Below are 14239 nucleotides of genomic sequence, written 5' to 3' on the forward strand. Positions count from 1 at the left end.
CGCCACGGAAAACAGAATGAAGAAAAATTAACCGGGAGCGCAATGTGCGCTGAAGCCACAGATAACATAAAGAACCACACTTCAGTACTTCCCCTCACCCTGACCCTCTACCGGAGGGAGAAGGAACTATCCGGTAGCTGTTTTCGCCCCCTGCGCCTTGAGATAAATCACACAGAACAAACGTTTTCCCGGGGCGAAACCGTTGCAAACCGATTGCAGAAGCAATAGCTCAAGGACCGGCCAACAGAGCGCCAGCGGTCTATTTTCCGCCATTACGCCGGGAAATCCCCCTGCTGGCGCGCCACCAGGGTCAGAATGGAATACAGCGCCACCGCCTGCTGGTGCTGGTTGAAAATCTCTACCGCCCATTCCACCACGCCGGTGGCTTTCTCCTCAGCGCTGCGCTGCCGCTTGACCGTTTTCCGCTTACAGGTCAGACGCACCTGGATGGTGTCTCCCGGCTTGACCGGTTCAATAAAGCGCAGGTTTTCCATCCCGTAGTTGGCGATAACTGGCCCGACGCCGGCATCGACGAACAGACCGGCCGCCGCGGAGATCAGGAAATAGCCGTGGACCACCCGCTCGCCGAAAATCGACTCGGCGGCGGCGATTTTGTCCATGTGGGCGTAGAAATGGTCGCCGCTCAGGCAGGCGAAGTTAACGATATCCGCTTCGGTCAGGGTCCGGCGAGGGGTTAATAAGCTGTCGCCGGGCTGGATCTCTTCGAAATATTTGCGAAACGGGTGAATGCGATCTTCGCTCACCTGGGCGCCGCGTACCCACTGCTGGCCGATGGTCGCCAGCATCGTTGGGCTGCCCTGGACGGCGGTGCGCTGCATATAGTGTTTCACCGAACGCAGTCCGCCGAGCTCCTCTCCGCCGCCGGCGCGGCCGGGGCCGCCGTGCACCAGCTGCGGCAGCGGCGAACCGTGGCCGGTTGACTCGACCGAGGACGCCTCGTTCAGTATCTGAATACGACCATGCGCGCGGGCGGCGCCGAGGATAAACTCCCGCGCCAGTTCGCCGCTGGCGGTAACCAGCGTCCCCGCCAGGCTGCCGCCGCCGGCGCGTGCCAGCGTCAGCGCATGCTGGCGGTCCTGGTAGGGCATCAGGGTCGCCACCGGGCCAAAGGCTTCAATGGCGTGAACCGCCGGGGTTTCATCCGGCTGCGCGCAGTAGAGCAACGTCGGCGGGAAAAAGGCTCCGGCCGCGCTGAGGTCTGCCTGTCCGCCAAGCAGCGCTTCGCAGCCGGCGGCAATCAGTTTATTGACGCTCTCCTGTACGTCCCGACGCTGCTCGTGATTAACCAGCGCCCCCATCTTAATCCCTTCCTGCGCCGGGTCGCCGACGGTCACTTTATGCAGGCGGGCGATCAGCGCATCGCTAACCGCATTGATCTGCGCCAGCGGGACGATGATGCGGCGGATAGCGGTACATTTTTGTCCGGCTTTCGCCGTCATCTCGCGGACCACTTCCCGGATAAACAGCGCGAACTCCGGTTGCTCCGGCGTGACGTCTTCGCCTAACACACAGCAGTTGAGCGAATCCGCTTCCATGGTAAAGGGAATCGATTTGGCCACCAGGTTGGGGTGCGACCTCAGCCGCTGGCCGGTGGCGGCAGAGCCGGTAAAGGTCACCACGTCCTGGCTATCGAGGTGGTCGAGCAGATCGCCCGCGCCGCCGCAAATCAGGCTGATGGCGCCCTCCGGCACCAGGCCGCTGTCGACAATCGCTTTCACCATTGCCTGGGTGAGCTGGGCGGTAGCGGTGGCCGGTTTAACGATCGCCGGCATGCCGGCCAGCCACGTGGGGGCCAGTTTTTCCAGCATTCCCCAGCAGGGGAAGTTGAAGGCGTTGATATGTACGGCGACGCCTGATTTTGAGGTCAGCACGTGACGGGCGGCAAAACCGCCCTGTTTTGAGAGCGGGATCAGCTCGTCTTCCGGCCACAGGATATCGTCCGGTAATTCTCGACTACCGAGCCCGGCATAGGTGAAAAGGGTACCGATACCGCCATCAATATCCACCCAGCTGTCGGCGCGGGTGGCGCCGGTTTGCGCCGAGATGGTGTAGAACTGGTCTTTCTGCTCCAGCAAGTGTTTCGCCACCGCTTTCAGCATCGCGCTACGTTCAATAAAGGTCATGGCTTGCAGCGCCTTACCGCCGCGCTCAATCGCGAAGCGGCGCGCCTGCGCCATATCCAGACCTTCACTGGTCACCTCCCACAGCGCCGCGCCGGTAATGGCGTGATGAATAGTACGGGCGCGGCCCCGGCCGGTCTGCCAGGCGCCGGATAAGTAGCTGGCTAACTGCTGCATCGCAAATCTCCAAATGTGTTACGTGTGTTATCTATAAATAGTTCTTTTATGAATCATAAAATGCAAGCCCGTATTTAATAAATTATTAACATTGTGATCGCGATGGCGTTACACATTATGCTTAACTTACTGTATTTATTGTGGTTTACAAAAGGTTTTGCGGAGATCATCACAAAAAGAGCAAACAAAATTTGTGGTTTTATTTAACCAATATGTAACCTTCAATAAACAAAGTGATTCACATAAATGTTTTTGTTGTGAATATCGGAATCATAAAGGTGATGACGTGACAGAAGAACAACGCTTTGACCAGCGCATCGCGCAGGAAACGGCCATCGAACCGCAGGACTGGATGCCGGATGCCTACCGTAAGACCTTGATTCGGCAGATAGGCCAGCACGCGCACTCGGAGATCGTCGGCATGCTGCCGGAAGGCAACTGGATCACCCGCGCGCCGACGCTGCGCCGCAAAGCGATCCTGTTGGCTAAGGTACAGGATGAGGCCGGACACGGGCTGTATCTCTATAGCGCCGCGGAAACCCTTGGCTGCGCGCGGGAAGACCTGTATCAGAAGATGCTCGACGGGCAGATGAAATACTCCTCCATTTTTAACTACCCGACGCTGAGCTGGGCGGATATCGGCGTGATCGGCTGGCTGGTGGATGGCGCGGCCATCGTCAACCAGGTGGCGCTGTGCCGGACCTCCTACGGGCCCTATGCCCGGGCGATGGTCAAAATCTGCAAAGAAGAGAGCTTTCACCAGCGCCAGGGATTCGAAGCCTGCATGGCGCTGGCGCAGGGCAATGACGCGCAGCGGCAAATGCTGCAGGACGCCATTAACCGCTTCTGGTGGCCAGCGCTGATGATGTTTGGCCCCAACGACGATAACTCGCCAAACAGCGCCCGCAGCATGGCGTGGAAAATCAAACTGCACTCCAACGACGAGCTGCGTCAGCGCTTCGTCGATAACACCGTGCCGCAGGTGGAGATCCTCGGCATGACCGTCCCGGACCCGGATTTGCGCTTTGATGAAACCAGCGGCCACTACCGCTTCGGCGAAATCGACTGGCAGGAATTTAACGAGGTGATTAGCGGCCGTGGGATTTGCAACCACGAACGCCTGGCCGCCAAGCGTAAGGCCTGGGAAGAGGGCGAATGGGTGCGCGAAGCCGCGCTGGCCCATGCGCAAAAACAGCAGGCCCGCAGCGCGGCATAAGGAGAGACAACATGAGCAAAGTTTACTGGCCGTTATATGAAGTGTTCGTTCGCAGCAAACAGGGGTTATCCCATCGTCACGTCGGCAGTCTTCACGCTGCCGACGATCAAATGGCGCTGGAAAACGCCCGCGACGCCTACACCCGCCGCAGCGAAGGCTGCTCCATTTGGGTGGTGAAGGCCAGCGAAATCGTTGCCTCGCAGCCGGAAGAGCGCGGCGAATTCTTCGACCCGGCGGAAAGCAAAGTCTACCGCCATCCGACTTTCTATACCGTGCCGGACGGCATGGAACATATGTGAGGCGGCGATGAATAACCCGAATCCCATCGCCACCTACGCCCTGCGTCTTGGCGACAATGGTCTGGTTCTGGCCCAGCGTTTAGGCGCCTGGTGCGGCCATGCCCCGGAGCTGGAGATCGATCTGGCATTGTCCAACATCGGCCTCGACCTGCTTGGCCAGGCGCGCAACTTTTTAAGCTATGCCGCCGAGCTTAACGGCTGCTGCGACGAAGATACCCTGGCCTTCGGCCGCGATGAGCGCCAGTTCAGCAACCTGCTGCTGGTGGAGCAGCCCAACGGCAATTTTGCCGACACCATCGCCCGCCAGTTCTTTATCGACGTCTGGCACGTCGCCCTGTACAGCCGGCTGGTGAACAGCCGCGATGCGCAGCTGGCGGCCATTGCCGCTAAAGGACTGAAAGAGGTGCGCTACCACCAGCGATTCAGCCGTGGCTGGCTGGAGCGTCTTGGCAACGGCACCGAGGTATCCCAGCGCAAAATGCAGCAGGCGGTCGACAATCTGTGGCGCTTCACCGGCGAACTGTTCCTTGCCGATGACCTGGAGCTCAGCCTGGCCGGGCAGGGCATTGCGGTTGATCCGCGCGAGCTTCAGGCCGAATGGCAAAGCACCGTGCATACCGCGCTGCTTGACTCAGGCTTATCGATCCCGCAGGAAGCGGCCTTCCGCAGCGGCGGCAAACAGGGGCTGCACAGTGAACATCTCGGCCCGCTACTGGCGGAGATGCAATATCTGCAGCGTTCGCATCCCGGCCTGCAGTGGTAAGGGAGGGGAATATGCAACGTTTAGATGACATCGCTCCCGCCGAGGTGCGCGCTATCTGGGGATTGTTAAGCGCGATCCCGGACCCGGAAGTACCGGTGCTGACCATCACCGATCTCGGCATGGTGCGCAGCGTCGCGCGCCACGGCGACGGCTGGGTGATTGGCTTTACCCCAACTTATTCGGGCTGTCCGGCGACGGAGCATCTGCTGGGGGAGATCCGCGCAGTGATGAGCGAGCATGGTTATCTGCCGGTCCACATCGTCCTGCAGCTGGACCCGCCGTGGACCACCGACTGGATGAGTCAGGATGCCCGCGAGCGCCTGCGCCAGTACGGCATCAGCCCGCCGCAGGGGCACGCCTGCCATGCGGATATACCCGCTGAGGTGAGCTGTCCACGCTGCGGCAGCACCCATACCTCGCTGATTAGTGAATTCGGTTCCACGGCCTGCAAAGCGCTCTATCGCTGCGACAGCTGCCGGGAACCTTTTGATTACTTTAAATGTATTTGAGGTTGCCATGACGACGTTCCATTCGCTTAAGGTGGCGAGAGTCGAGCCGGAAACCCGCGATGCGGTGACCATCACTTTTGCGATCCCGCAAGCCCTGCAGGCGGAATACTGTTTTCGCCCGGGCCAGCATCTGACGCTAAAAGCCCGTCTGGGCGGTGAAGAGCTGCGCCGCTGTTACTCCATCTGCCGCAGCTGCACGCCGGGAGAGATCAGCGTCGCGGTCAAAGCCATCGACGGCGGGCGCTTCTCGCGCTACGCCCAGCACGATATCCAGCAGGGGATGGAGCTGGAGGTGATGGTGCCGCAGGGGCATTTCGGCTATCAGCCGCAGGCCGAACGGCAGGGCGACTATCTGGCGATTGCCGCCGGCTCCGGGATCACGCCGATGATGGCGATCGTTAGCGCCACCCTGGCCACCGAGCCGTACAGTCGCTTCACGCTGATCTACGGTAACCGCAACAGCCACAGCATGATGTTCCGCCAGGCGCTGGCCGATTTAAAAGACCGCTATCCGCAGCGCCTGCAGGTGATACATCTGTTCAGCCAGGAGTCGATGGACAGCGATCTTTTACAGGGGCGCATTGACGGCGACAAACTGCGCCAGCTCGCTGACCATCTGCTGGATTTCAGCCGTTTCGACGAGGCCTTTATCTGCGGTCCGGCTACGATGATGGACGAGGCGGAAGCAACGTTACGTGAACTTGGCGTAGCGGAGAAATCGATTCATCTCGAACGCTTCAATACGCCGGGCGTCAGCGTTAAGCGCGCCGCCGGGGTGCAGGCGGAGGGACGCACGGTCACCATCCGCCAGGACGGGCGCGATCGGCTGATCGCCCTCAGCGCCGAAGACGACAGCATCCTGGATGCCGCATTGCGTCAGGGGGCAGACCTGCCGTTTGCCTGCAAGGGCGGGGTGTGCGCCACCTGTAAATGCAAAGTGCTGCGCGGCGAAGTGGCGATGGCCGCCAACTATAGCCTCGAAGCGGATGAGCTGGCGGCGGGTTATGTGCTGAGCTGCCAGGCGCTGCCCACCAGCGGCGACGTGGTGGTCGACTTTGACGCGCGGGGGATGGCATGAGCGAGCTGCTGATCCACCGCCATGGCCGTGTGCTGCAGCTGACGCTCAACCGTCCGCAGGCCCGCAATGCACTGAACAATGCCTTATTAACCCAGATTGCCGAGGCGCTGGAGGCCGCGGCCGCTGATAACCACGTCAGCGTCTGCGTCATCAGCGGTAACCCGCGCTTCTTTGCCGCCGGGGCCGATCTGAATGAGATGGCGGAGAAAGATCTCCCGGCGACCCTGGACGATATCCGCCCGCGGCTGTGGGCGCGTATCGATGCCTTCCCCAAACCGCTGATCGCCTCGGTCAACGGCTACGCCCTCGGCGCCGGCTGCGAGCTGGCCCTGCTATGCGATCTGATTGTCGCCGGGGACAACGCCCGCTTTGGCCTGCCGGAAATTACCCTCGGCATAATGCCGGGCGCTGGCGGCACTCAGCGGCTGATCCGCAGCGTTGGCAAGGCGCTGGCCAGCCGGATGGTGCTGAGCGGCGAGAGTATTGACGCCCGTCAGGCGCAGCAGGCCGGGCTGGTGAGCGATGTCCATCCGGCGGCGTTAACCGATGAATATGCCCTGCAACTGGCGACCACCATCGCCCGCCATGCGCCGCTGGCGCTGCGGGCGGCGAAACAGTCGCTGCGCCTGTCGCAGGAAGTGAGCCTGCAGGCCGGCCTCCAGCAGGAGCGCCAGCTGTTCAGCCTGCTGAGCGCCACCGAAGACCGCCGCGAAGGCATCGACGCCTTCTTACAAAAACGTAACCCGGACTTTAAAGGACGCTAATCGTGGAAGCTTTCATTCTCAGCGCAGTGGAACAGGGCGTCATGACCATCACTCTCAATCGCCCGGACCGCCTCAACAGTTTTAACGATCGGATGCATCAGCAGCTGGCGGAATGTCTGAAGCAGGCCGAGCGCGACGACGGCGTGCGTTGCCTGCTGATCACCGGCGCCGGCCGCGGCTTTTGCGCCGGCCAGGATCTGAATGACCGCAACGTCGACCCCAGTGGGCCGCCGCCGGATCTTGGCCTGTCGGTGGAACGCTTTTACAACCCGTTAGTGCGCCGTCTGGCGGCGCTGCCGAAACCGGTGATTTGCGCGGTCAACGGCGTAGCCGCAGGCGCAGGGGCCACCCTGGCGCTGGGCTGCGATATCGTGCTGGCCGCGCGTTCGGCCAAGTTTGTGATGGCGTTCAGCAAGCTCGGGCTGGTGCCGGACTGCGGCGGCAGTTGGTTCCTGCCGCGGGTGGCCGGCCGCGCGCGCGCCATGGGGCTGGCGCTGCTGGGCGACAGCCTCAGCGCGGAACAGGCCGCGCAGTGGGGGATTATCTGGCAACTAGTGGACGATGCCGAACTGGCGGACACCAGTCTGCAGCTGGCGCGCCATCTGGCGGCCCAGCCGACGTTTGGTCTTGGGCTGATTAAAAAGGCGCAGCTGGCGGCGGAAACCAACAGTCTCGACGCGCAGCTGGATCTGGAGCGCGATTATCAGCGCCTCGCCGGGCGCAGCGATGATTACCGCGAAGGGGTCAGCGCGTTTCTGGCCAAACGGCCACCACAGTTCAGCGGGAAATAGATGATGACGACATCCTTAGCCAACGTGGCGGTGATCGGCAGCGGCACCATGGGGGCCGGCATCGCCGAAGTGGCTGCTGCCGCCGGGCACCCGGTACTGATTTACGACATCGATCATCAGGCCATCGTCCGGGCGATCGATGGCATTGCCAGGCGTCTTGCCTCTCGGGTCGAGCGCGGCAAACTGGCGTCAGAGCAGGCCGACGCGCTGCTGGCGCGGCTGCATCCGGCCCACGATTTAGCCGCGCTGGCCGACGCAGATTTAGTGATCGAAGCGGCCTCTGAACGCCTGGAGGTGAAAGCGGCACTGTTCGCGCAGCTGGCGGCGATCTGCGCGCCGTCAACATTGCTGACCAGCAACACCTCGTCGATTTCGATTACCGCCATCGCCGCCGGAGTAAAACATCCCGAACGCGTCGCCGGGCTGCACTTTTTTAATCCGGCGCCGGTCATGCAGCTGGTCGAGGTGGTGAGCGGCCTGGCGACGTCTGCGGAAGTGGTGGAGCAGCTGTGCCAGTGCGTGAGCGGCTGGGGGAAACGGCCGGTTCGCTGCCGCTCGACGCCCGGCTTTATCGTTAACCGCGTGGCGCGTCCGTTCTATGCTGAAGCCTGGCGGGCGCTGGAGGAGCAGGTGGCCGCCCCGGAAGTTATCGATGCCGCTTTGCGTGACGGCGGCGGCTTCCCGATGGGGCCCCTGGCGCTGACGGACCTGATTGGCCAGGACGTCAACTTCGCCGTGACCTGCTCGGTATTTAACGCCTTCTGGCAGGACCGGCGTTACCTGCCATCGCTCCTGCAGCAGGAGCTGGCGCTGGCCGGGCGATTGGGGAAAAAGAGCGGTCACGGCGTCTATCGCTGGCCTGCGGAGACGCAGCCGGAGGTGACGCTGCCGCCGGTCGCCACTGGCGCGCAATCCGTGATGACGGTAAGTGACAGTGTCACCGAGCTGGACGAGCTTTTGCTGCTGGAGACCGAAGGCGAAACCGCCCTGGCGCTGAGCGTTAAGCATCGTCGTCCGGTGGTGGTGTATGACCTGTGCGCCAGCGATACGGTGGTGCTGGCCGCCGCGGCGACCAACGCGCCGGCGGCGACGGACAAAGCGGTGCACTATTTCCAGCAGCAGGGCAAGAAAGTGCTGCGCATCGCCGATTATCCCGGCCTGCTGGTGTGGCGCACGGTGGCGATGCTGGTTAACGAAGCGCTGGACGCACTGCAGAAAGGGGTGGCCAGCGCGCAGGATATCGATACCGCCATGCGTCTTGGCGTCAACTACCCGCAGGGCCCGTTGGCGTGGGGGGAAAGCCTCGGCTGGCGCCGCGTGCTGCGCCTGCTGGAGAACCTGCATCACCATTATGGCGAGGAGCGCTATCGCCCCGGTTCCCTGTTGCGCCAGAAGGCGCTAATGGAGAAGCACCATGAGCAATGATCCGTGGCGCAACGCGCGCGTGATGTACGAAAAAGATACCTGCGCCAGAAAGATGGGGATCGAACTTATCGAAATGGACGATGGTTTTGCGCAGATGACCATGACCGTCTCGCCGGACATGCTTAACGGCCATCAAACCTGTCACGGCGGTCAGCTATTTACCCTTGCCGATACCGCTTTCGCCTACGCCTGTAACAGCCAGGGGCTGGCGGCGGTGGCTTCGGCGGCCAGCATTGATTTCCTTCGCCCGGCGTTTGCCGGGGACCGGCTGGTCGCCACCGCCCGAGTCAAACAGCAGGGCAAGCTGACCGGGGTCTACGACATTGAAATTGTTAATCAACAGCAAAAAATTGTGGCCCTGTTTCGCGGCAAATCGCACCGCATCGGCGGCACAATCACAGGAGAAGTCTAATGCGCGAGGCCTTTATTTGTGACGGGATCCGCACGCCGATTGGCCGCTACGGCGGCGCGCTGGCCAGCGTGCGCGCCGACGACCTGGCGGCGGTCCCGCTGCGGGCGCTGCTGAGCCGCAACCCCAGGCTTGACCCGACCGCGATCGATGACGTGATTTACGGCTGCGCGAATCAGGCGGGCGAAGATAACCGCAATGTGGCGCATATGGCGACGCTGTTGGCAGGTTTCCCGCATACCGTACCGGGCACCACGATTAACCGTTTATGTGGGTCTGGTCTGGATGCGATCGGCTTTGCCGCCAGAGCGATCAAAGCCGGCGATGCCGATCTGCTGATTGCCGGCGGCGTAGAGTCGATGTCGCGCGCGCCGTTTGTGATGGGGAAGGCCAGCGCGCCGTATCAGCGTCAGGCGGAGCTGTTTGACACCACCATTGGCTGGCGTTTTGTGAACCCGCTCATGGCGCAACACTTCGGAACTGACAGCATGCCGGAAACGGCCGAGAATGTAGCTGAATTGTTAAATATTAGCCGCGCCGATCAGGATGCCTTCGCCTGGCGCAGCCAGCAGCGCACGGCGCAGGCCCAGCGCGATGGCATTCTGGCGCAGGAGATCGTGCCGGTGCAGATTGTCGGCCGGAAAGGGGCGGTCAGCGATGTGCGCGAGGACGAGCATCCGCGCCCGGAAACCACGCTTGAGCAGCTGGCGCAACTGAAAGCGCCGTTCCGTCAGGGCGGCGTCATTACCGCGGGCAATGCTTCCGGCGTCAACGATGGCGCCGCGGCGCTGATCGTCGCCAGCGAACAGCAGGCTGCTATCCAGGGGCTCACGCCGCGCGCGCGTATCGTGGCGATGGCGACGGCAGGGGTCGAACCGCGGCTGATGGGGCTGGGGCCGGTACCGGCGGTGCGTAAAGTGCTGGAGCGGGCGGGACTCAATATCCACGATATGGATCTGATTGAGCTGAATGAGGCCTTCGCCGCTCAGGCGCTGGGCGTGCTCAGAAAGCTTGGCGTGCCGGACGATGCGGCGCATGTGAATCCCAACGGCGGCGCCATCGCGTTAGGCCATCCGCTGGGCATGAGCGGCGCGCGTCTGGCGCTGAGCGCCAGCCTTGAGCTGCAGCGCCGCGGCGGGCGCTATGCGTTGTGTACGATGTGTATTGGCGTGGGTCAGGGCATCGCCATGATCCTCGAGCGAGTGTGAGCTAATTTACCTGCGAGTACCCTACAATGATAACTACTACAAAATTAGATCCGATTGAAACCGCCTCGCGTGATGAGCTGCAGGCCCTGCAAACCCAACGGCTGAAGTGGACCCTGAATCATGCGTATAACAATGTGCCGATGTATCGTCGCAAATTCGACGCCGCCGGCGTGCACCCTGACGACTTTCGCGAACTGAGCGACCTGACCAAATTCCCGTGCACCACCAAACAGGATCTGCGCGACAACTATCCCTTCGATACCTTCGCGGTGCCGATGGAGCAGGTGGTGCGCATTCACGCCTCTTCCGGGACCACCGGCAAACCGACGGTGGTGGGCTACACGCAGAACGATATTGATAACTGGGCCAATATCGTCGCCCGTTCGCTGCGCGCCGCCGGCGGCACGGCGAAAGATAAAATTCACGTCGCCTACGGCTATGGCCTGTTCACCGGCGGCCTTGGCGCGCACTACGGCGCGGAACGCTTAGGCGCGACGGTGATCCCGATGTCCGGCGGACAGACCGAAAAACAGGCGCAGCTGATCCGTGATTTCAAGCCGGATATGATCATGGTGACGCCGTCCTACTGTCTGAATCTGATTGAAGAGCTGGAGCGCCAGATGGGCGGCGATGCCCGCGGTTGTTCATTACGCGTCGGCGTCTTTGGCGCCGAGCCGTGGACCCTGGCGATGCGCGCGGAGATCGAGCGCCGGCTGGGGATCACCGCCCTGGACATATACGGTCTGTCGGAGGTGATGGGGCCGGGGGTGGCGATGGAGTGTCTGGAGACCGTTGACGGCCCGACCATCTGGGAAGACCACTTCTTCCCGGAAATCGTTAACCCGGACGACGGCACGCCGCTGGCCGATGGCGAACACGGCGAACTGCTGTTCACCACGTTGACCAAAGAGGCGCTGCCGGTGATCCGCTATCGTACCCGCGATCTGACGCGCCTACTGCCGGGCACCGCCCGCACCATGCGCCGTATGGACCGCATCAGCGGACGCAGCGACGATATGCTGATCATCCGCGGGGTTAACGTCTTCCCGTCGCAGCTGGAAGAGGAGATCCTTAAGTTTGAACATCTGGCGCCGCACTACCAGCTGGAGGTCAATCGCCGCGGCCATCTTGATTCCCTGGCGGTGCGCGTGGAGCTGAAAGAGAGCGGGCTGGCGCTGAGTCACGAGCAGCGCTGCCAGATTTGTCACCAGTTGCGCCACCGCATCAAGTCGATGGTCGGGATCTCCACCGATATCACTATCGTCAACTGCGGCAGCATTCCGCGCTCTGAAGGCAAAGCCTGTCGGGTATTTGATCTGCGTAAAGCGGTGGTCAGCGGTTAAACCTCTCCCCGGTGGCGCTGCGCTGACCGGGGCTACGCGGTTAGCCCGGCTGAGGTCTTTACGCCCTCAGCCGGGGAAATTCCTGTGCTATGATTCATAAAGGAAAAATATAACAACAGCATGAATCAGATGAGTAAACTCGACGCCTTTATTCAACAAGCCGTGACGGCGACGCCGATCAGCGGCACGTCATTGATCGCCTCGCTGTATGGCGACGCCTTATTACAACGCGGTGGGGAAGTGTGGCTGGGCAGCGTCGCGGCGCTGCTGGAAGGATTAGGCTTCGGCGAGCGCTTCGTCCGCACCGCGCTGTTTCGCCTCAATAAAGAAGAGTGGCTTGATGTCGTCCGTATCGGCCGCCGCAGCTTCTATCGTCTGAGCGACAAAGGGCTGCGCCTGACCCGTCGTGCGGAACATAAAATTTATCGGGCGAACGCCCCGGAATGGGATGGTACCTGGCTGCTGCTGCTCTCGGAAGGCCTGGAAAAAAATGTGCTGGCCGACGTCAAAAAGCAGCTGCTGTGGCAGGGATTTGGCGCGCTGGCGCCGAGCCTGTTAGCCTCGCCGTCGCAAAAGCTGGCGGATGTCCAGTCGCTGCTCCACGAAGCAGGCGTCGCCGAAAACGTCATCTGTTTTGAAGCCCACTCGCCGCTGGCGCTCTCCCGGGCGGCGCTGCGCAGCCGGGTAGAGGAGTGCTGGCATCTCACCGAACAAAACGAGATGTATGAATCGTTCATCTCGCTATTCCGGCCGATACTGCCGCTGCTCCGTGACTGCGACCCCGCGGAGTTAACGCCGGAGCGCAGCTTTCAGATCCAGCTACTGCTGATTCATTTCTATCGCCGGGTGGTGCTCAAAGATCCGCTGCTGCCGGAAGAGCTGCTGCCGGCGCACTGGGCGGGGCAAACCGCCCGCCAGCTATGTATCAATATTTACCAACGGGTGAGTCCCGGCGCGCTGGCGTTCGTCAGCGAGAAAGGTGAAAGCTCGGTCGGCGAGCTTCCCGCGCCGGGCCCGCTCTATTATCAGCGCTTTGGCGGTTTGCCGGGCGCATAAGGAGGTTGCATGCCGATTTATCAGATTGATGGACTGACCCCGGTGGTGCCGGAGGAGAGTTACGTCCACCCGACCGCGGTGTTGATTGGCGACGTGATCCTCGGCAAAGGGGTCTATGTTGGGCCCAACGCCAGCCTGCGCGGCGATTTTGGCCGCATCGTGGTCAAAGACGGGGCCAATATACAGGACAACTGCGTGATGCACGGCTTCCCAGGCCAGGATACGGTGGTGGAAGAGGAGGGCCATATCGGCCACGGCGCTATTCTGCACGGTTGCGTAATTGGCCGCAATGCGCTGGTGGGGATGAGCGCGGTGATTATCGACGGGGCGACTATCGGCGAAAACAGCATTGTCGGCGCCTCGGCCTTCGTCAAAGCCAACGCCGAGATGCCCGCCAACCATCTGATTATCGGCAGCCCGGCAAAAGCGATTCGCGTCCTGAGCGAACAGGAGCTGGCGTGGAAAAAGCACGGTACCCGTGAATACCAGGTGCTGGTGGAACGCTGTAAGCAGACGCTGCACCAGGTTGAGCCATTACGGGAAGTGGAAGACGGGCGTAAGCGGCTGGAGTTTGATGAAAACCTGCGGCCAAAATCCTCCACCTGAGGGGTAAATGTAATGGCAGAGAAATTATCCGCTCACTGTCACTGCGGTGCGGTGGCCTTTACCGTTGAGCTCAGCGACGGCTTCAACACCGTTCGGCGCTGTAACTGTTCATATTGTCGAATGCGTGGGGCGGTCGCGGTCTCTTCGCCGCGTTCAGGAATCGATGTGGTACGCGGCAGGGATAAGCTCACAGAGTATCGCTTTAATACAGGGGAAGCCGTGCACTTTTTCTGCTCGGTATGCGGGATCTACACCTTTCATCAACGGCGATCAAACCCACAGCAGTATGGGGTGAATGTGGCCTGCATTGACGGCGTTTCACCTTTCGATTTTCCTTGCGTGGAAGTCAACGACGGCGTGAATCATCCAAAAGATGGCGGCGGAGGCGTGGTGGGGTATTTGCGCTACGAGAAAAAGCAAAAATCTCCTCCCGCAGGAAGCGAGAGGAGTTAAC

General features: G+C 61.5%; 16 protein-coding genes. 15 read left to right on the plus strand and 1 reads right to left on the minus strand.

Annotated features, from left to right (window positions below; genetic code table 11):
- The coding region (locus ABLU50_RS07540; protein WP_348864652.1) for a hypothetical protein at positions 1 to 228 on the plus strand (228 nt) is incomplete at its 5' end.
- A 44-nt stretch (positions 229 to 272) separates the two neighbouring features.
- Here the strand turns inward: ABLU50_RS07540 and paaZ are convergent.
- A complete protein-coding gene (gene paaZ / locus ABLU50_RS07545; protein ID WP_106479176.1) occupies positions 273 to 2318 on the minus strand; it encodes a phenylacetic acid degradation bifunctional protein PaaZ in 2046 nt (681 codons plus the stop codon).
- Between the two features lie 286 nt (positions 2319 to 2604).
- Here paaZ and paaA point away from each other — a divergent pair, with 286 nt between their 5' ends.
- The 14 genes from paaA to ABLU50_RS07615 all read left to right on the plus strand — a co-directional run bounded on the left by paaA (position 2605) and on the right by ABLU50_RS07615 (position 14238).
- Entirely contained in the window at positions 2605 to 3534 is a 930-nt protein-coding gene (paaA, locus tag ABLU50_RS07550; protein WP_023318104.1) for a 1,2-phenylacetyl-CoA epoxidase subunit PaaA, read from the plus strand.
- 11 nt (positions 3535 to 3545) lie between these two features.
- Positions 3546 to 3833, plus strand: a complete 288-nt coding sequence (gene paaB, locus ABLU50_RS07555; RefSeq protein WP_004224492.1) for a 1,2-phenylacetyl-CoA epoxidase subunit PaaB — start codon at positions 3546 to 3548, stop codon at positions 3831 to 3833.
- Positions 3834 to 3840: 7 nt separating this feature from the next.
- Positions 3841 to 4596: a 1,2-phenylacetyl-CoA epoxidase subunit PaaC gene (paaC, locus tag ABLU50_RS07560; protein ID WP_087832845.1), complete on the plus strand. Its 756-nt coding sequence runs from the start codon at positions 3841 to 3843 to the stop codon at positions 4594 to 4596.
- An 11-nt stretch (positions 4597 to 4607) separates the two neighbouring features.
- Complete coding sequence (paaD, locus tag ABLU50_RS07565) at positions 4608 to 5105, plus strand: 1,2-phenylacetyl-CoA epoxidase subunit PaaD (RefSeq protein WP_069603584.1); 498 nt, start codon at positions 4608 to 4610, stop codon at positions 5103 to 5105.
- Positions 5106 to 5112: 7 nt separating this feature from the next.
- Entirely contained in the window at positions 5113 to 6183 is a 1071-nt protein-coding gene (paaE, locus tag ABLU50_RS07570; protein ID WP_087832846.1) for a 1,2-phenylacetyl-CoA epoxidase subunit PaaE, read from the plus strand.
- A complete protein-coding gene (gene paaF / locus ABLU50_RS07575; protein WP_057214843.1) occupies positions 6180 to 6947 on the plus strand; it encodes a 2,3-dehydroadipyl-CoA hydratase PaaF in 768 nt (255 codons plus the stop codon). Before paaE ends, paaF begins: the two co-directional genes overlap by 4 nt.
- A gap of 2 nt (positions 6948 to 6949) precedes the next feature.
- Positions 6950 to 7738 carry a 2-(1,2-epoxy-1,2-dihydrophenyl)acetyl-CoA isomerase PaaG gene (gene paaG / locus ABLU50_RS07580; RefSeq protein ID WP_087832847.1) on the plus strand — a complete coding sequence of 263 codons (789 nt, stop codon included), beginning with the start codon at positions 6950 to 6952 and terminating at the stop codon, positions 7736 to 7738.
- Entirely contained in the window at positions 7739 to 9163 is a 1425-nt protein-coding gene (locus ABLU50_RS07585; RefSeq protein WP_165453201.1) for a 3-hydroxyacyl-CoA dehydrogenase, read from the plus strand.
- On the plus strand, positions 9153 to 9575 hold the full coding sequence (gene paaI / locus ABLU50_RS07590; RefSeq protein ID WP_004204043.1) for a hydroxyphenylacetyl-CoA thioesterase PaaI: 423 nt from the start codon (positions 9153 to 9155) through the stop codon (positions 9573 to 9575). Before ABLU50_RS07585 ends, paaI begins: the two co-directional genes overlap by 11 nt.
- Entirely contained in the window at positions 9575 to 10780 is a 1206-nt protein-coding gene (gene pcaF / locus ABLU50_RS07595; protein ID WP_057214846.1) for a 3-oxoadipyl-CoA thiolase, read from the plus strand. The genes paaI and pcaF overlap by 1 nt, the downstream gene beginning before the upstream one ends.
- Positions 10781 to 10806: 26 nt before the next feature.
- Positions 10807 to 12123 carry a phenylacetate--CoA ligase PaaK gene (gene paaK, locus ABLU50_RS07600; RefSeq protein WP_023318113.1) on the plus strand — a complete coding sequence of 439 codons (1317 nt, stop codon included), beginning with the start codon at positions 10807 to 10809 and terminating at the stop codon, positions 12121 to 12123.
- A 129-nt stretch (positions 12124 to 12252) separates the two neighbouring features.
- A complete protein-coding gene (gene paaX, locus ABLU50_RS07605; protein ID WP_025999095.1) occupies positions 12253 to 13179 on the plus strand; it encodes a phenylacetic acid degradation operon negative regulatory protein PaaX in 927 nt (308 codons plus the stop codon).
- A gap of 9 nt (positions 13180 to 13188) precedes the next feature.
- On the plus strand, positions 13189 to 13785 hold the full coding sequence (paaY, locus tag ABLU50_RS07610; RefSeq protein ID WP_004204049.1) for a phenylacetic acid degradation protein PaaY: 597 nt from the start codon (positions 13189 to 13191) through the stop codon (positions 13783 to 13785).
- Between the two features lie 12 nt (positions 13786 to 13797).
- Positions 13798 to 14238, plus strand: a complete 441-nt coding sequence (locus ABLU50_RS07615) for a GFA family protein (protein WP_004204050.1) — start codon at positions 13798 to 13800, stop codon at positions 14236 to 14238.
- Position 14239 lies beyond the last annotated feature (1 nt).

Origin of the sequence: Klebsiella sp. GG_Kp173 (genome assembly GCF_040062415.1) — a bacterium.
GTDB classification, from domain to species: Bacteria; Pseudomonadota; Gammaproteobacteria; order Enterobacterales; family Enterobacteriaceae; genus Klebsiella; species Klebsiella quasipneumoniae.

Excerpts from the sequence above, each read along its gene's own strand:
- ABLU50_RS07615 (WP_004204050.1), top strand. The coding sequence starts at position 13,798 with ATGGCAGAGAAATTATCCGCTCACTGTCACTGCGGTGCGGTGGCCTTT.
- paaY (WP_004204049.1), top strand. The coding sequence starts at position 13,189 with ATGCCGATTTATCAGATTGATGGACTGACCCCGGTGGTGCCGGAGGAG.
- paaE (WP_087832846.1), top strand. The coding sequence starts at position 5,113 with ATGACGACGTTCCATTCGCTTAAGGTGGCGAGAGTCGAGCCGGAAACC.
- paaB (WP_004224492.1), top strand. The coding sequence starts at position 3,546 with ATGAGCAAAGTTTACTGGCCGTTATATGAAGTGTTCGTTCGCAGCAAA.
- paaI (WP_004204043.1), top strand. The coding sequence starts at position 9,153 with ATGAGCAATGATCCGTGGCGCAACGCGCGCGTGATGTACGAAAAAGAT.
- ABLU50_RS07585 (WP_165453201.1), top strand. The coding sequence starts at position 7,739 with ATGATGACGACATCCTTAGCCAACGTGGCGGTGATCGGCAGCGGCACC.
- paaZ (WP_106479176.1), bottom strand. The coding sequence starts at position 2,318 with ATGCAGCAGTTAGCCAGCTACTTATCCGGCGCCTGGCAGACCGGCCGG.
- paaX (WP_025999095.1), top strand. The coding sequence starts at position 12,253 with ATGAGTAAACTCGACGCCTTTATTCAACAAGCCGTGACGGCGACGCCG.
- paaC (WP_087832845.1), top strand. The coding sequence starts at position 3,841 with ATGAATAACCCGAATCCCATCGCCACCTACGCCCTGCGTCTTGGCGAC.
- paaF (WP_057214843.1), top strand. The coding sequence starts at position 6,180 with ATGAGCGAGCTGCTGATCCACCGCCATGGCCGTGTGCTGCAGCTGACG.
- paaD (WP_069603584.1), top strand. The coding sequence starts at position 4,608 with ATGCAACGTTTAGATGACATCGCTCCCGCCGAGGTGCGCGCTATCTGG.
- paaK (WP_023318113.1), top strand. The coding sequence starts at position 10,807 with ATGATAACTACTACAAAATTAGATCCGATTGAAACCGCCTCGCGTGAT.
- pcaF (WP_057214846.1), top strand. The coding sequence starts at position 9,575 with ATGCGCGAGGCCTTTATTTGTGACGGGATCCGCACGCCGATTGGCCGC.